The sequence below is a fragment of the Corallococcus exiguus genome, from assembly GCF_009909105.1.
GTDB lineage: Bacteria > Myxococcota > Myxococcia > Myxococcales > Myxococcaceae > Corallococcus > Corallococcus exiguus.
Map to the genome: position 1 here is coordinate 42,305 of NZ_JAAAPK010000007.1, position 16,001 is coordinate 58,305.

At 68.5% G+C, this 16,001-nt stretch carries 13 protein-coding genes; 5 read left to right on the top strand and 8 right to left on the bottom strand.

The annotated features are described in order from the left end of the window. Positions 1-3: 3 nt before the first annotated feature. Positions 4-366 carry a nuclear transport factor 2 family protein gene (locus GTZ93_RS24745; RefSeq protein ID WP_139917900.1) on the bottom strand — a complete coding sequence of 121 codons (363 nt, stop codon included), beginning with the start codon at positions 364-366 and terminating at the stop codon, positions 4-6. A 157-nt stretch (positions 367-523) separates the two neighbouring features. Between GTZ93_RS24745 and fusA the strand changes: the two genes are divergently transcribed. The 3 genes from fusA (at position 524) to GTZ93_RS24760 (ending at position 5,707) form a co-directional block, all read left to right on the top strand. Then, the gene (gene fusA / locus GTZ93_RS24750) at positions 524-2,641 is read left to right on the top strand and encodes an elongation factor G (RefSeq protein ID WP_139917902.1); all 2,118 of its coding nucleotides are present in this window, start codon (positions 524-526) and stop codon (positions 2,639-2,641) included. 104 nt (positions 2,642-2,745) lie between these two features. Then, positions 2,746-4,683 carry an ABC-F family ATP-binding cassette domain-containing protein gene (locus GTZ93_RS24755; RefSeq protein WP_139917904.1) on the top strand — a complete coding sequence of 646 codons (1,938 nt, stop codon included), beginning with the start codon at positions 2,746-2,748 and terminating at the stop codon, positions 4,681-4,683. A gap of 220 nt (positions 4,684-4,903) precedes the next feature. Continuing rightward, positions 4,904-5,707 (top strand): flagellar motor protein MotB, encoded by an 804-nt coding sequence (locus tag GTZ93_RS24760; RefSeq protein WP_257979143.1) that lies wholly within the window; start codon positions 4,904-4,906, stop codon positions 5,705-5,707. 9 nt (positions 5,708-5,716) lie between these two features. Here the strand turns inward: GTZ93_RS24760 and GTZ93_RS24765 are convergent, their stop codons facing one another. The 3 genes from GTZ93_RS24765 to GTZ93_RS24775 all read right to left on the bottom strand — a co-directional run bounded on the left by GTZ93_RS24765 (position 5,717) and on the right by GTZ93_RS24775 (position 9,516). Next, a complete protein-coding gene (locus GTZ93_RS24765) occupies positions 5,717-7,612 on the bottom strand; it encodes an OPT family oligopeptide transporter (RefSeq protein WP_120599073.1) in 1,896 nt (631 codons plus the stop codon). Positions 7,613-7,681: 69 nt separating this feature from the next. Next, positions 7,682-8,164, bottom strand: coding sequence for an FKBP-type peptidyl-prolyl cis-trans isomerase (locus tag GTZ93_RS24770; protein WP_120580640.1), 483 nt, complete (start codon positions 8,162-8,164; stop codon positions 7,682-7,684). A gap of 74 nt (positions 8,165-8,238) precedes the next feature. Beyond that, on the bottom strand, positions 8,239-9,516 hold the full coding sequence (locus GTZ93_RS24775; RefSeq protein ID WP_120580639.1) for a dicarboxylate/amino acid:cation symporter: 1,278 nt from the start codon (positions 9,514-9,516) through the stop codon (positions 8,239-8,241). Positions 9,517-9,587: 71 nt separating this feature from the next. Here GTZ93_RS24775 and GTZ93_RS24780 point away from each other — a divergent pair, with 71 nt between their 5' ends. Continuing rightward, the gene (locus GTZ93_RS24780) at positions 9,588-10,226 is read left to right on the top strand and encodes a hypothetical protein (protein WP_139917907.1); all 639 of its coding nucleotides are present in this window, start codon (positions 9,588-9,590) and stop codon (positions 10,224-10,226) included. Here the strand turns inward: GTZ93_RS24780 and GTZ93_RS24785 are convergent. Further along, positions 10,205-10,978 (bottom strand): DNA-methyltransferase, encoded by a 774-nt coding sequence (locus GTZ93_RS24785; protein WP_139917909.1) that lies wholly within the window; start codon positions 10,976-10,978, stop codon positions 10,205-10,207. The two genes, GTZ93_RS24780 and GTZ93_RS24785, sit on opposite strands and share 22 nt — an antisense overlap. Positions 10,979-11,188: 210 nt before the next feature. On the opposite strand from GTZ93_RS24785, the gene GTZ93_RS24790 reads away from it, so the two are divergent. After that, positions 11,189-11,422: a type VI immunity family protein gene (locus GTZ93_RS24790; protein ID WP_161663033.1), complete on the top strand. Its 234-nt coding sequence runs from the start codon at positions 11,189-11,191 to the stop codon at positions 11,420-11,422. A gap of 14 nt (positions 11,423-11,436) precedes the next feature. Here the strand turns inward: GTZ93_RS24790 and GTZ93_RS24795 are convergent, their stop codons facing one another. The 3 genes from GTZ93_RS24795 to GTZ93_RS24805 form a co-directional block, all read right to left on the bottom strand. Beyond that, positions 11,437-12,345 carry a DUF2381 family protein gene (locus GTZ93_RS24795; RefSeq protein WP_139917912.1) on the bottom strand — a complete coding sequence of 303 codons (909 nt, stop codon included), beginning with the start codon at positions 12,343-12,345 and terminating at the stop codon, positions 11,437-11,439. Between the two features lie 119 nt (positions 12,346-12,464). Continuing rightward, complete coding sequence (locus tag GTZ93_RS24800; protein ID WP_139917913.1) at positions 12,465-14,342, bottom strand: serine/threonine protein kinase; 1,878 nt, start codon at positions 14,340-14,342, stop codon at positions 12,465-12,467. Between the two features lie 379 nt (positions 14,343-14,721). Beyond that, positions 14,722-15,891 carry a TfuA-like protein gene (locus GTZ93_RS24805; RefSeq protein ID WP_139917914.1) on the bottom strand — a complete coding sequence of 390 codons (1,170 nt, stop codon included), beginning with the start codon at positions 15,889-15,891 and terminating at the stop codon, positions 14,722-14,724. Between the last annotated feature and the right edge of the window lie 110 nt (positions 15,892-16,001).

The following is a 16,001-nucleotide window of genomic DNA, read 5'->3' on the forward strand; positions in this document are numbered from 1 at the left end:
ACCTTAGCCGTGGTAGACGCGCGACGCGACGATGCGCCCGCCCTTCACTTCCAGCACCTCCGCCACCGGCAGGGGGGCCTCGTTGGGCGCGTGGCGCAGGTACTCCATGAACACCCGGTCCCCGTCCGCCGTGAGGGCCGTCTCCTCGTAGCGCAGGCCCGGCAGCCGGGCGATGGCGTCCCTCCACCACTGCTCCAGGGCCGGCCGGCCCACCAGGCGCCCGCCCGTCTCCGGATGCAGGACGCGAATCTTGGGCGAGGTGTGTGTTGCATCCTCCGCGTACAGCGCCACCAGGGCGGTGACGTCGTGGGCGTTGAAGGCCTGGAGCCAGGCCCGTGCCAGGGAGAAGTTTTCGCTCGCGCTCATTGTTATGAGACCTCAGTCGGAACAGGGACGGCGGAAAGTAGGCGGATGTACGCCCCGCGTCATGCGGATTTGTCTGGTAACTGGGTCCTGTGGGAAGTAAGGGCCCCGCCTGCTCTGTTCCCTCAGGCAATTTTTTCAATAGAAGAAGGACCGGATCGTGGCCTCCAACGTACCCATCGAGAAGATTCGTAACATCGGTATCTCTGCCCACATCGACTCGGGCAAGACGACGCTCTCCGAGCGCATCCTGTTCTACACGGGCAAGATCCACGAGATCCACGAGGTCCGCGGCAAGGACGGCGTGGGCGCGATCATGGACTCGATGGACCTGGAGCGTGAGAAGGGCATCACCATCCAGTCCGCCGCCACGTACGCGATGTGGGGCGACTACAACATCAACCTGATCGACACCCCGGGACACGTGGACTTCACCATCGAGGTGGAGCGCGCGCTCCGCGTCCTCGACGGTGCCATCCTGGTGCTCTGCTCCGTGTCGGGCGTGCAGTCGCAGTCCATCACGGTGGACCGCCAGATGAAGCGCTACAAGGTTCCGCGCATCGCGTTCATCAACAAGATGGACCGCTCGGGCGCGAACTACGACCGCGTCGCCGCGCAGCTGAAGGAGAAGCTGGGCCACCACGCGGTGAAGCTCCAGTACCCCATCGGCGCGGAGGACCGCTTCCAGGGCCTCATCGACCTGCTCTCCATGAAGGCGTTCTACTTCGATGGTGAGAACGGCGAGAACGTGCGCGAGGAGGCCATCCCCGCGGACATGCTCGACGAGGCGAAGCTGCGCCGCGACGAGATGATCGAGGGCATCGCCAACGTCGACGACGAGCTGGGCGAGGCGTTCCTCATGGACCCGGGCGCCATCAACGAGGAGCAGCTCCGCGCCGCCGTGCGCCGGGCCACCATCGCGCTGAAGATGACGCCGGTGATGTGCGGCTCCGCGTACAAGAACAAGGGCGTGCAGCTGCTCCTGAACGCGGTGTGCAGCTACCTGCCCAACCCCAAGGAAGCGACCAACGAGGCCCTCGACCAGAAGAACAACGAGGCCAAGGTCATCCTGGAGTCGGACGCGAACAAGCCCTTCGTCGGCCTGGCGTTCAAGCTGGAAGATGGCCGCTACGGCCAGCTCACCTACATGCGCATCTACCAGGGCAAGGTGAGCAAGGGTGACTTCATCTTCAACCAGGTGAACCAGAAGAAGGTCAAGGTTCCCCGCATCGTCCGCATGCACGCGTCGGAAATGCACGACGTGAGCGAGGCCACGGCCGGCGACATCGTCGCGCTGTTCGGCATCGAGTGCGCCTCCGGCGACACGTTCACCGACGGCACCGTGAACTACACGATGACGTCCATGTTCGTGCCGGACGCGGTGATCTCCCTGGCGGTGACGCCGAAGAACCGCGACAAGCTGACCAACTTCTCCAAGGCGCTCAACCGCTTCCACAAGGAAGACCCCACCTTCCGCGTGCACCGTGACGAAGAGTCCGCGCAGACCATCATCAGCGGCATGGGCGAGCTGCACCTGGAGATCTACATCGAGCGCATGAAGCGCGAGTACGACTGCGAAGTGGTCGCCGGCAAGCCCCAGGTGGCGTACCGCGAGACCATCTCCCAGAAGGGCGAGTTCGCGTACACGCACAAGAAGCAGACCGGTGGTTCCGGTCAGTTCGCGCGCGTGTGCGGCTACGTGGAGCCCCTGCCCTCGGACGCCGTGCAGCAGTACGAGTTCGTGGACGACATCGTCGGTGGCTCCATCCCGCGCGAGTTCATCCCCGCGTGCGACAAGGGCTTCACGGAGGCCGTGAAGAAGGGCAGCCTCATCGGCTTCCCCGTGGTGGGCCTGCGCGTGGTCATCAACGACGGCGCGTTCCACGCGGTGGACTCGTCCGAAATGGCGTTCAAGACGGCCGCCATCATGGGCTTCCGCGAGGGCTACGCCGCCGCAAAGCCGATCATCCTCGAGCCGATCATGAAGGTCGAAGTCACGGCTCCGGAAGACTTCCAGGGTTCCGTCGTCGGCCAGCTGAACCAGCGCCGCGGCACCATCCTGGAGACGGGCACCGCCGAGGGCTACGTCACGGCCGTGGCGGAAGTGCCGCTGAACACGATGTTCGGCTACTCCACCGACCTGCGCTCCGCGACCCAGGGCAAGGGCGAGTTCACGATGGAGTTCGCCCGGTACTCGCCGGTCCCCCGCAACGAGGCGGAGGCCCTGATGGCGCAGTACAAGGAGAAGCAGGCCGCGGAGCAGGCTGCCCGCAAGTAGTCCGGGTGCCCACGCCGCACTGGCTGTAGGAAGGGCGCTCCCCGCTTCAAGTGGGGGGCGCCCTTTCGCTTTCTACCGTCCCCCTTTTCGAAAGGTTCCTTTCCGTGACGCTGCTTCGCGCCGCCAACGTCCAGCTCGCCTTCGGCAGCCGCACCGTCTTCGAGGGCCTCACCTTCACCATCGAGGAGGGCGAGCGCGTGGGCCTCGTGGGCGTCAACGGCTCCGGCAAGTCGTCCCTGATGAAGATATTGGCCGGCGCGGCGAAGCCGGACCTGGGCGAGCTGCAGCTGCGCCGGGGCGCACGCGTCACCTACCTGCCCCAGGAGCCGGAGTTCCCCGAAGGCGCCACCGTGCAGAGCGAGCTGGCCGTGTCCCAGGCGCCGCTGAAGGAGGCGCTGGACGCGCACGCGGAGCTGTCCCGGAAGCTGGAGGCGGACCCCGCGCACGCCACCCAGAAGATGCTGGAGCAGCTGTCCGCGCTGAGCGACCGGATTGAACAGGCGGGCGGCTGGGACACGGAGCACCACGCGAAGACGCTGCTGGACCGCCTGGGCGTGAAGGACTGGGACCGGCCCGTGGCGCAGCTGTCCGGAGGCCTGAAGAAGCGCGTGGCCATCGCGCGCGCGCTGCTCACGCGCCCGGACCTGCTGCTCTTGGACGAGCCCACCAACCACCTGGACGCGGACACCGTGGACTGGCTGGAGGACGAGCTGGACAAGCTGCCCGGGGCGCTGCTGCTCGTCACGCACGACCGCTACTTCCTGGACGACCTGGTGGACCGCATCGTCGAAATCCAGCCCGGCGGCGGCCTCATCTCCTACCCCGGCAACTACGCGGCCTACGTGGAGCAGAAGCTCGTGGCCCAGGAGAACGCGGAGACGGCGGAGCACAAGCGCGGACGCTGGATTGCCCAGGAGGTGGCGTGGCTGCGCAAGGGCCCGGAGGCGCGGCGCACCAAGAGCAAGGCCCGCATCGAACGGGCGCAGAAGCTGCTGGCGGAGAAGGGCTTCCAGCGCCCCAAAGTGGCGGACTTGAAGGTGGTGGCGGCGCCCCGGCTGGGCCACACCGTCATCGAGGCGGAAGGGCTGAAGAAGTCCTTCGGCGAGCGCAAGGTGCTGGACGGCGTGGACTTCCGCCTCCAGCGCGGCGAGCGCGTGGGCTTCCTGGGGCCCAACGGCGTGGGCAAGACGACCTTCCTGCGCGTGATGCTGGGGGAGATTCCCGCGGACAGCGGCAAGCTCGTCATCGGGAAGAACACCAAGGTCGCCTACTACGATCAGCAGCGCGCCCAGTTGGATCCGGAGCAGACGGTGTACGACGCGGCCTCCAACGGCGAGGACCACGTGGAGCTGGCGGACCGGAGGGTGGCCCTGCGCGACTACCTGGAGGACCTGCTCTTCCCGGTGCCCATGCAGCGCATGAAGGTGGGCGCGCTGTCCGGCGGCGAGCGCAACCGCCTGCTGCTGGCGCGGCTGTTCCTGGAAGGCGCCAACGTGCTGGTGCTGGACGAGCCCACCAACGACCTGGACATCGTCACCCTCAACATCCTGGAGCGCCTGCTCCTGGACTTCGCCGGCAGCACCCTGCTGGTGACGCACGACCGGTACTTCCTCGACAAGGTGGCCACCGCCATCCTCTCCTTCGACGGCGAGGGCAAGGTCACCCGCTACGAGGGCAACTACGACATGTACAAGCGGCTGCGCGAGCAGTCGCGGGCCGCCGCGCTCAAGGCCGCCGCGCTGAAGAAGGACGAGCCGAAGAAGGACGAGGCCCGCGAGGAGCCCGCCCAGAAGCCCGCCCAGAAGAAGCTCGGGAAGCTCTCCTACAAGGATCAGCGGGAGCTGGACGGCATGGAGGCCACCATCGAGGCCGCGGAGAAGCGCAAGGCGGAGCTGGAGGCGAAGCTGGCCGACCCCGCCGTCTACAGCCAGGGCTCCAAGGTCGCGGAAGTGAATCAGGCCCTGGAAGCCACCACCGCCGAGGTGGATCGGCTCTATACGCGTTGGCAGGAATTGCAGGACCTGGCGGCTGGAACTGCCTGACGCGGCGATATTTGAGCGGGGCAAACATCAATTGATGGCACCCGTGCATGATTTTCGGGCGAGGGGACTCTGGCTAGAGTCCGCGTCCCTCCGCCTCGGGAGTCGTCACGTGTTCCGTCCGGCCTCGGTCCTCGCCGCTGCCCTTCTGTCCGTCCCCTTTTCCGCCCACGCCCTGGAAAGCGGTCCCAAGAGTCCGCTGCCCATTTTTGACCTGCAACGGTTGCGCCTGGACCCGGCGGCCCTGGGCTCGCTGGTGGTGGGGACGGGACGGACGCTGGAGGCAGGGCAATTGCGTGTGGCTTTGAACTACCACTACGAGCAGCTGCCCCTGCACTTCCAGACGCGCTGGGAGCCCGGCGAGGGCACGGGCCTGGTGGAGAACAAGATGACCGCCCACCTGACGGTGGGCTTCGGCGTGCTGTCGTGGCTGGAGGTGGGCGGTGAGCTGCCCCTCGTCCTGACGCAGGGGGGAAAGCCCACGTTGGAGTACTACGGGCCGAACTCCGGGGGCATCGCCACGCCGTGGCTGACGGCCCGGGCCGCGGTGCTCCGCCAGACGAAGGGCGCCCCCATCAACCTCTCGGTGGGGTTCACCGCGGGACTGCCGGTGGGCAGCCGCGCGGCGCAGGCGCACGAAGACTACGCGTGGCAGCCGCGTCTGCAGTTGGGCTACGTGGGCGAGGGCTTCCAGGTGGGCGGCGAGGCCGGCATCTTCCTGCGCAAGCGCCAGGACCTGGGTCCCGTGTCCTACGACCCGAAAGACATCGCTGGCAATGAGCTGCGATTGGGCGCCACGGTGACGTCGCTCCACGGCGAGCTGACGCGCGGCGAGGTGAGCGTGCTCACGGGCATCCCGCTGAACGGAGGCCGGGTGGGGGCGGAGCTGCTCATCGCCATCCGCCGCCATGCCCTGTCCAGCCTGGACCTGTATGTGATGGGCGGCCCGGGCGTGGGCGCGGGGTTCGACACGCCCACCTTCCGCTTCGTCGCGGGCGTGTCCTGGGCCACCAGCAAGGTGGACTGAGCAGGCCCCCTACTTCGGCATGAAGCCGAAGGCCTTCACCATCGCGATGGCGATGCCCAAAAGGCTTTCGCCCGCGATGAAGCCGGAGCTGACGGGCAGCACCGCGTCCTCCGCGAGCTTCGGCTTCGTGCGCCGGAGGAACGCCGCCAGCGCCGCGCCCACGAAGAGGCTGATGGAGCTGGAGCCGGGGATGACGATGGCCAGCCCCAGGCCGGACGCGCTGGGGAGGAAGGCCTTCACCTTCGGGTGGGCCCAGCGCTCCAGCAGCACCAGCGTGATGCCCAGCAGCGCGCCGCACAGGGCGCCCACGCGCGCGGTGGGGTGCAGCGCGGACACGCCCGAGGCGAGCATCTTCGACACGCCGGCCCACACCATGGACGCGGGCGCGGGGAACTGCTCCGTGCCCAGCACGTCCGCGGTGGGCACCAGCAGCTTGAAGATGGGCACCACCACCATGGCGCCCGCGGCCACGCCGAACAGCTGCGCGAAGAACTGCTGACGCGGCGAAGCCCCCAACAGCCACCCGGACTTCAGGTCCGTGAGCAGGTCCGCCGAGTGCAGCCCCACGCCGCCCGTGGCGTTGGCGCTCATCACGTTGGCGGGGATGTTGCCCGGCGCCAGGCCGCCGAAGATGAGCTGGGTGACGGGGCCCAGGGCCTTGGTGGGCGTGGTGTCCGTCTCGCCCGTCACGCGCGACGCGATGACGCCCATCACCACCGCCAGGGGGAGCGCGAGCACACCGGCCCACCAGGGAATCTGGAACAGGTAGGCCATGAGGAAGACGGCCACCGGGCCCAGGAGCCCGAAGCCCAGGGGGAACCACGCCGGGGGGCACTCGATGTCCGCCAGCGGATCCTCGCGAGCGCCCTCCTTGGGCTTCATCCCCACCAGCCCGCCCAGCGCGGAGAACGAGCGCACCACGCTCTTCCACTGGAACGCGAACGAGAGCAGGCCGGACGACACCAGCACCGCGGAGCCCGTCCACAGCGACCAGCTGTTGATGGCCTTGTACGTCACCTCCGGGATGACGCCCTGGGCGACCATGGCCGGCGCGAGGAAGCCGTAGTTGAGGATGGCGCCCAGCAACATGGACCAGCCGGTGCGGAAGTTCACCAGCGCGCCCGCGCCGATGAGCAGCAGGCTGAAGTCGAACGACAGGGACCACTTGCCCGCCTCGCGTCCGAGGATGCTGAACGGCAGGCTCACCTTCTCCGGCAGGTTCTTCAGCCAGGTGAAGCGCGCGTCGCGCACCAGCACCAGCAGCGCGCCCACCAGCCCCGCCAGGCCCAGCAGGCGCGACTTGCGGCGGGCCACCTCGCCGTGGCCGTGCAGCGCGCGGATGGTCTCCGCGGTGGCCGTGCCCGTGGGGAACGGGAGCGCTTCGATGTTGATGAGCTGGCGCTTGATGGGGATGGCGGCGAAGACGCCCAGCGCGGAGATGACGGCGAACCACACCATCAGCCAGCCGGACGACGGCAGCGTGCCGGTGAGCATCAGCAGCGCGGGCACCGCCGCCATGTTGCCGCCGCCCGTCATGTAGCCCGCGGCGGACGCCACGGAGCCCATGGCGTTGTTCTCCAGGTCGGTGAACTCGTTGCGCAGCAGCTTCAGCGAGCGCAGCGTGCCGAACACCGCGAAGGCCAGGATGCACGCGGTGATGGTGACGCCCAGGCTCCAGCCCGTCTTGAGGATGACGTAGAGGTTGGACAGACACATCACCGCGCCAATGAGCATCCCGGCGATGACGGCGCGCACGGTGAGCTGCCGCGCGCCGCCCTGGTAGACGTGCTCCCGCCAGTACAGCTCCGGATCCATGGCCGCGGAGGCGCCGGGCCGTTCGGGGACGGCGCCGGGGTCGGGCGCGGGGACGCGGAGCTGGCTGGGGTTCGGGACGGGAGGAACCATGGGGGGCGCAAGATAGTGCACGCCCCCCGAGGTCACGAAACGCTCCGTGCCCTCCGGTTGGAAAAGCCGCTACCCGTGCGCGCCGCCCGGCCCGTGGACGTGGCCGTGCGCCAGCTCTTCCTGCGTCGCGTCACGCACTTCGCGCACGGTGACGTCGAAGTGGAGCGTCTTGCCGGCGAGCGGGTGGTTCAAGTCCACCACGACGTGGTCCGGGTTCACGGCGATGATGCGCAGGGGGACGTCGCCGTCCTCCGTCTGGGCCATCAGCGTGCCGCCCACCTGGGGCAGGTAGGTGCTGGGCAGCATGGTGCGAGCGACGTTGCGCACGCCCTCCGGCTTGTGGATGCCGTAGCCCTGCTCCGGGGTCACCACCACCTGCTTGCTGTCCCCCACTCCCAGGCCTTCCAGCGCGCCCTCCAGTCCGGGGACGATCTGCTTGTGCCCGTGCAGATAGGCGAGCGGCTGGTTCGGGGCGCTCTGGTCGATGATCTGCCCGTCTCCCATGTGGAGGCGGTAATCGAGGGCGACGACGCGACCGTTGGCGACTTTCATGCGGCTGAAGCTCCTTGGATTCGAAAGACGGCGGAGGGGACTTCGGTCAAAGGTGGAAACGGGGTGACGCCACGTCAGGCGGTGGGGGACTGCGCCGCCTCCTCGCCGACCGGGCGGTCGGAGGGCTCGCCGCGCGACACGTACACTGCGGCCGCCAGGTCTCCGGTGACGTTGAGCACGGTGCGGCACATGTCCAGGAAGCGGTCCACGCCGAGGATGAGGCCCAGGCCCTCCACGGGGATGTGGAACATGCCCAGAATCATGGCGATGACGGGGATGGAGCCCGCCGGCACGCCCGCGGTGCCAATGCCCGCCAGCACGCAGATGAACATGATGGTCGCCTGCTGCGTGAGGTCCAGCGGAACGCCATACACCTGCGCGAGGAAGAGGACGGTGACGCCCTCGAAGAGCGCGGTGCCGTTCTGGTTCATCGCGGAGCCGGCGGTCAGCACGAAGCGCGACACGTTGCGCGGCAGCTTCAGGTTCTCCTCCGCCACCTTGAGGGCGGTGGGCAGCGTGGCGCTGGAGGAGGACGTGGAGAACGCGGTGACAATGGCCAGCCGGCAGGAGCGGAAGAACTCCACCGGGTTGCGGCCGCCCAGGAAGCGCACGGACAGCGAGTACACGACGAACATGTGGATGCTCAACGCCAGCAGCACCACGCCCACGTACGACGCCAGCTGTCCCAGGATGTGGAAGCCCAGGCGCGCCGTCATGGAGAACAGGAGCGCGCCCACGCCCACGGGCGCCAGCTGGAGCACTCCGTCGATGAGCTTCATCATCACGTCATAGAGGCCCTGGATGACGTCCTTGAGCCGCTGCGCGGGCTCGCCCGGGGTGAGCGCCAGGCCCAGGCCGAAGATGAGCGAGAAGACGATGAGGCCAATCATGTCCCCGTCCGCCGCGGCCTTCAGCGGGTTGGTGGGCACCATGGACATGAAGAGCGCGCCCATGGAGGTGTCCCCGGGGGGCGGCGCGGCTTTGATGGTCGTGCCCGTGCGGGCCAGGGCGCGGGCCTCGTCGCTCAAGCCGTCTCCGGGCCTCAGCGTGTTGACGAGCAACAGGCCGATGAGCACGGAGATGACGGAGAAGACGACGGTGTAGCCCAGCGTGCGGGCGCCCAGGCGGCCCACCTGCTTCAAGTCCAGCTCCGCCACGCCCACGACGAGCGCGGAGAACAGGAGCGGCACGACGAGCATCAGGAGCAGGCGGATGAAGATCTGCCCCAGCGGGTTGGTGACGTGCTCGACGAGCCAGATGAGCCAGTCCGCGCTCCCGAACACGGCGTTGCAGACGAGCCCGGCCACCGCGCCGGCGGAAATGCCGAGGAGCATCTTCTGATGGGGCTTCATGAGGGGGCGAAGCCTACCGGCGAAAGGGAGTGGCGCCCACCTCGCGTTCAGGGGAAAGCTTCCGCCCCATCGTGGAATCCCTCGTCCAGCTCACCGAGCCCGCCCTGCCCCCGACCCTCTTCCAACGGCTGTCACGCCGCGTGGGGGACCTGAAGGCAGAGCGCCTGCGTCACACGTACCAGACGACGTTCTGGTACGCCTTCGGCCCCCCGGAGAACGTGGTGGAGGAGGTCATCCACACGCTGCGGCCCCGGGTGACGAAGGGCTGGAAGATCGCGGGCGTGGAGTGGTGGCTGTCCCGGATGCGGGCCACGGACGTGCGGGTGGACTTCCATCAGGATCGGGACGAGCGGCTGGCGTTGGCCACGGGGAAGCTGGTGCACCCGGTGCGCTCGTCGGTGTTGTTCCTCAACCGGGTGCGGGGCGGCGCGCTCGCGGTGACGCGGGAGCTGCCGTGTGAAGACAACCCATCGCTCGCGCCGGACCGGCTGGAGGATTTGACGCTGGTGGCGCCGAGGCCCAACCGGCTGGTGGTGTTCGACGGGACGCTGACGCACGGGGTGCTGGACGCGGACAACCAGGTGCCGGACGGCAAGCTGCCGGGCCCTTCGCGCGAGCGGCGCACGCTGGTGATGAACTGGTGGGGCCACCGTCCCACGGACGTGCCCCTGTGGAGCGAGACGCGCTTCTACCGGGCGCTGGCCAGCTGACGGGCGGTTTCGCGCAGGCGGTGGGTGACGCGCTCGGCCCACTCGGGCTCGACCTCCATGCAGGCGGGGCGGCGGCCCAGGCGCAGGGCCGCGGAGGGCATGGAGCCGCTGCCCGCGAACGGATCCAACACGGTGTCGCCGGGGCGGCTCCAGGTGCGGACCAGGGGCTCCAGCACGGAGAAGGGCTTGTGGTGCGGGTGGCCGCCCCACTGCGCGGCCTCGGCGTCATCGTCGTAGCCGCCGACGACGGCCCAGACGGTGGGAGCGTCCCCAAGGGCGAGCGGCGGCTCGGGCGTGCGGGCGATGACGAGGGCGACCTCGTAGACGCGCAGCATCTGCTCGTTGGCGTTCTTGTCGGTGGTGCGCTTGCCCCAGACGTATTCGCCGCGCAGGTGGGTGTAGCCCAGGCCGTGCGCGGCGGTGAGGATGGGCTCCTTGCCCAGCAGGTTGGTCCAGATGATGAGGGGCGCGTCGGGGGTGAGGTGCGCGGTGGCGCGCGTGAGCCAGGCCTCGGAGAAGACGCGGTAGTCGCGCACGGACTCGAAGCGGACGATGGGGTTGCGGTCGATCTTCTTGTTCGCGCGGGGGTCGCGCAGGTCCCCGCCCTTGCGGCGCCGGGTGAGCAGGCAATACGGCGGGTCCGTGTGGAGCAGCGAGGCGCGGGTGTCGCCGAGGGCGGCCCGGTAGCCCTCGGGCTCGCGCGCGTCGGCGCGGACGCAGCGCAGGGATTCGGGCGTGAGGTCGGAGGTCATCGTGTGGAGCCGCACCCTACCCGGCATGGGGACGGGGGTGCCGGGATTCTGGCACGCTCGGTGGCCATCTTGACTTGGCCTGGAGTAGCACCGTGACCCGCTCTCATCCCCGCATCCGGATTCGCGCAGGGCACGGAGGCATGTTGCTCCGGGATGGCGTCAGCATTGCCTTCTACTTGAGGCATTCGCACCAGGACATCACCCAGCGTATTGGAGGTCGACGAATGGCTCCAACGCGAACGCCTTCGCCATCCTGGAATGGATGTTCCCGATGAGTCCGCGTCCCTACACCTGGGCGACCACGTCCGAGGCGTCCATTGGATGAACGTCCTGGGGCCTCCGGTGCTCACGGAACTGGGCGATGTGGAGGCCCTTCGTGGTGACTCCCGCCCTTCCGTGGATGCCGAAGCCCAGCGTCGATGGGAGCGCCGGTTCCTGGACTGAGCCAGGCTTGGGACTCAGGGGAAGTTGATGCCACTCCACTGCACCGTCCGGGCACCATCCACATCTGTGACCCTCAGTTGGTAGCCCTCCAGCTCCGCGTTGTTGACATCGAACTCCAGGACCAAGGTCTCCTGGGACTCGGCCGTGATGGGTCCGGACTGAAAGGGCGGGAAGGATTGCCACTCCTTACCCTGCCGATTCACCAGCACGGCCTTCCCGATGGTCCATGGCTTCTTGTCGGACGTCCTCAGCAGTAACTGCACGGCCCTCCGCGGGCCTGACGTGAACACCGCACCTCGCTCCACATGGAATGAGCACGGGCGCCTGCAGTTGCTGATCACCAAGTCACCATCGACCCCGATGCCAGGAAGCGACGTCGAGGCCATCAGGAGCCCCCGAAGTCCCATCGGCTCACGCACGCTTCCTCCCGAGGAAACGCGTTCCTGCCGCAAGCGCTCGATCTCCGCGCGAAGTTGCTGCACTTCCTGGCGGTACGACTCCGCGGAACGCACTCGTCGGTAGACTTCCACCTGCCGATCCACGGCACGTGAATCCACCACCAAGGTCAAAGACAACCTTGCGGGGAGCGCCGAGCCCGCATCCTTGAAGGGAATGGACAGCTTCAAGCTGTCCCCCCCCTGCAAATCATTGGACGGCACGAGCACGAGAACCGAACTGCCCGTGCTCACCCGTGCGAACTGTGCTCGTGACTCCAGGCTCAGTTGGTCCTGCTGGATGTCGGTATCGAAGAGGAGCGTCGTGCTGACCCCAGGCCCGATGTGGATGGGGCGCTGCCCCACGCCGTCCGCTCCCACTTCCATCCGGAGCGTCCCCTCCACCACATCGTTTCCGACGGGAGAAGCCGCCAATACATGGGTCGACCAGAGAAGAACCGGAAGCGCGACGAACAGACAAGAGGGCACGGTGGGGAGGGCTCCTCGACCCGGGGCAGCAGGAGTTCCCTTCTATCACGGGGCGTTACGCGTACCCGCCGTTCGCGGATGACTCGCCTCCACGAGTAGGCATCGATGCGGCGAAGTGCCTACGGAATCTGCTCTTGGTACACGTTGAGCCGTTTGACCGCCCTCACACCGAACAGCTGGTTCGGGACCCACCGGGTCGTGGCGGTGTCCGGGGAGTAGCCCTCCGTGTCCTTTTTGTGGCCGACTTGAATGCCCCTCTTGTCGAAGTACTCCATGCAAATGGGGAAGACCCTCCCGTCAGGTAGGGTGGCTTCCGTGAAGAGCAAACGGGTGACTTCTGGGTAGAACACCGAGCGGCCCTTCACTTTTGTCCCTATCGGCAAGGCACCGCGCATCGCCGCCTCTTGATGGACGGTGCCCAGGAGGGGGCCTTCACGGATCTCCGTCTCGTATCTCTGCGAGTCCGTCAGCCAGAGGCCGTTCCACACGACATGGCCGGTCCTCAATTCCGCCATGGCCTCCTTGGCTCCCGCCGGGCACGGTTCGCTCTGATCAGCGCGGGTGTTGGCACTGCCGCCCGCGCACGACGCGCCCACGCAGGCCGCAACGGCCGCGCCAGCGATCTTCCGCATGACACCGCCGTCCGCTCGCAGGGACTTCACGGAGGTTGTCGCAACCTCGGAAGGCTCGGGCGGAGTCGGCTCCACCGCAGCGGAGACGCCCGCATCCGGGGAAGACGCCACCGCGAGCACGGCGGCATCGGGAAGACTCGGGGTTGGTGTCACGAACGGACTTCCTTTCTCAGACACAGGCGCGACAACAGGTGGAGGACGGTCCGGCGTCAGTCGCGCCAGCCCGAAGATCAAGAAGCCGAGCAGCAGTACTCCCAGGCCAAGCACCGCGCCGGATCGACGGCGCCGCTTCGGCTCGACGGCCTTCGCGGGTGAGGATGGGTCCGAAGGCGCTGGCTCCCGGACATGCGCTGCCAGCTCCGTGGAACTCCCAGGGAACTGCGACAGCGACACGACGCCCCGGTCCAGCCCGGACGCATCCGGATCCGCCGGGACGTCCAGCGAGACCTTCCAGTCCGCGTGGCGCTTGTCCTTCGCGGCGTCCCAGAGCGCCTGCAGCAGCGTCTCCGTCCCCGAGTAGCGATCCTCGGGGCGCTTGGAGAGCAGCCGCATCGCGATGTCCGACAGGCTGGAAGGGACCTTGGGGTTGATGTCCTTCGGTGCTCGCGGCACCACCGTTTCGATGGCGGGCAGCAACCGTTCGTAGGGCAGGCGCGGGTCGAAGGCGTAGCCGTCCGTCAGGGACTCGTAGAGCAGCGCGCCCAGCGCGTAGAGGTCACCCGGGATGCCCGCGTCGAAGTTCGCGCCGGCCTTCCAGGAGCCTTCGCGCAGGAAGGTCACGCACTCCGGCGGCAGCAGGTGCGGCGACGCGGGCGCCACGCCCACGGTCAACGTGGAGGCCCCCGGGATGCGCGCCGTGCCCAGGTCGATGAGGATGGGGCGCTCGTCCAGGCGGCGGATGAGCAGGTTGTCCGACTTGAGGTCGCGGTGATGCACGCCCCTGCGGTGGAGATCCGCCACCACCCGCACGACCTCCGTGTAGACGGTCAGCAGGTGCGCGGCGGAGGGCTTCACCCGCCAGCGCCACTCGTGGAACGTCTCGCCGTCCACGAAGTCGGTGACGTGGAAGAGGTAGCCGTCCGGTGGCTCCGGCCAGCGATCCACGGCGTGCACGCGCGGCAGGTTGGGATGCGGCGCGCACGCGAGCAGCGCCGCCACCTCCCGCGAGAGCCGTCCGTTGACGTCCTCTTCATCGCTGGCGTGCTGGTTCGCCGGCCGCAACGCGAGCTTCAGTGCGTAGACGTTCCCGCCCCGCTCCACCTTGAAGACCCGGCCGAAGCCTCCCGCGCCAAGCGTCCCGACGATTCGCCAGGGGCCAACATGGTGGCCGACTTCAAGCTGGTCCGGGTGGAGCGGCGTGGTCATGTCGCTGACTCAAGCCGTGACACAACCTGGGAGGTGGGGACGACCACCCGGGGTTTCAAGACCGGCGAGGGTGCCTTCCCTGCCACATCCCACCGCGGAGGTCGGATTCCCCGCAATCCGCGAGCGTGCCCGGCCGATGACGGCGCGGACCCACTTGGCGGAACCACCCAGGGAGCGGTGTTCAATGCGGACAACCTCCGGGGTTGACCCTATCTGGCCCTGCGGGGCTGTCACGTTTTTTCGTGACGCAGCAGGGGGGTCGAACCTGAACGGGCGTCCAACCCGCCAGGCAGCCTGGAGTTCGTGAAACAGGTTTCAGCCCGTCCGGATGTGACGGCGGGCCCTGTCTGGGATTGCGCGGGGGCGCGGCTCCGGCCGGCTATTCGCCTTCGTCGGACGCGTCGTCTGCTTCCGCCAGCGCTCGGGCGGCCTGTTCCCACTGGCCTCCCATGCGGGCTTCGGAAGCCAGGGCTTCGTCCCAGGAAGGACCATCCGGAAGGAGCCGCGACGCGTGCTTCAAGGCCAGGCGCTCCAGCGCGCGGGCTTCGCACAGGCGGCGCAGCTCCAGCGCATCCAGCCCGTTCGCGGCGAGGAAGGCCTCACGGCGCGAGGCACGAACCTTCCGCTCGTTCCACCACGCGGCCTCTTCCGCTGCGAGCTCCTCCTCCGTCGCGTCGAGCCCCAGCGAACGCGCCCAGCCCGCGAGCAATGTCCGCCGCAGGCCCGCCTCCGCCCAGGCCTCCGCATCGGGCGCGCCGCGCAGCAGCTCCATCACGCGCCCGGAGTCCACGGCACGCGAGCCCACGCGCGTCACGTCCTCCATCAGGCGCCGGCGCCGCACCAACGACGAAGGATTGCGCCGGACTCCAGGTTGCATCGGAGGCGCCCGGCTCACGAACTCCGCCCCCGCGCGCACGCACTCGATGGCATCCAGCCGCTTGAGGTCTTCCACTCCGCCAGAGAACCAGGCGTCCCAGGCTTCGCGCACGGGCCGCGTCCACGCGGGCTCCACGGCCTCGCGGATCCGGGGCCAGGTGCGCTCCTGGTAGAAGATGCCCGCCGCCGCGTCCACCAGGGCTTTTGCACCCGCGCGCCCCAGCACTCGCGACTTGCTTGCCAGCTCCGCCGCGTGCCGCACGTTCACCAGGGGCACCGTGAGGGGACGCCAACCGTGTTCGGCGTCCGCATGCAGCAGCGCCACCTCCGAGTCGTCCACCGCCACGCCGTCGCGATACCAGCCGAAGATGCGGCCCACGCCGACCACGCCGTGCTCGGACAGCTCCGAGGCGCGCAGCGCGCCCATGCTGCCTCCGCCGAAGACGGCCACGCCGGCCTCCAGCGCCGCGAGCAGCTCGTGATGCCAGACGGATGGCTGCGCCTCGAAGACTCCGTCCACCAGCACCAGCGCGCGGGGCTTGAGTGACAGCGCTCGCCACACGTCCCCCTGCCGCGCGGGAGGCAACACCGTGCACGGCGCGATCCTCCGAGCCTCGGCCGCGGGCAACGAGGGCCCCAGGAACACCACCAGGTCGTCCGGCCGGCGCTTCACGCGAGCCCCCTCACGCGCAGGCCCCGCGTCGTGCCCTGCGGCCAGGACACCTGCATTTGCGGACCCGGTACCCCTGCGCTTCACGCGAGCCCCTTCATGCGCGGGCCCGC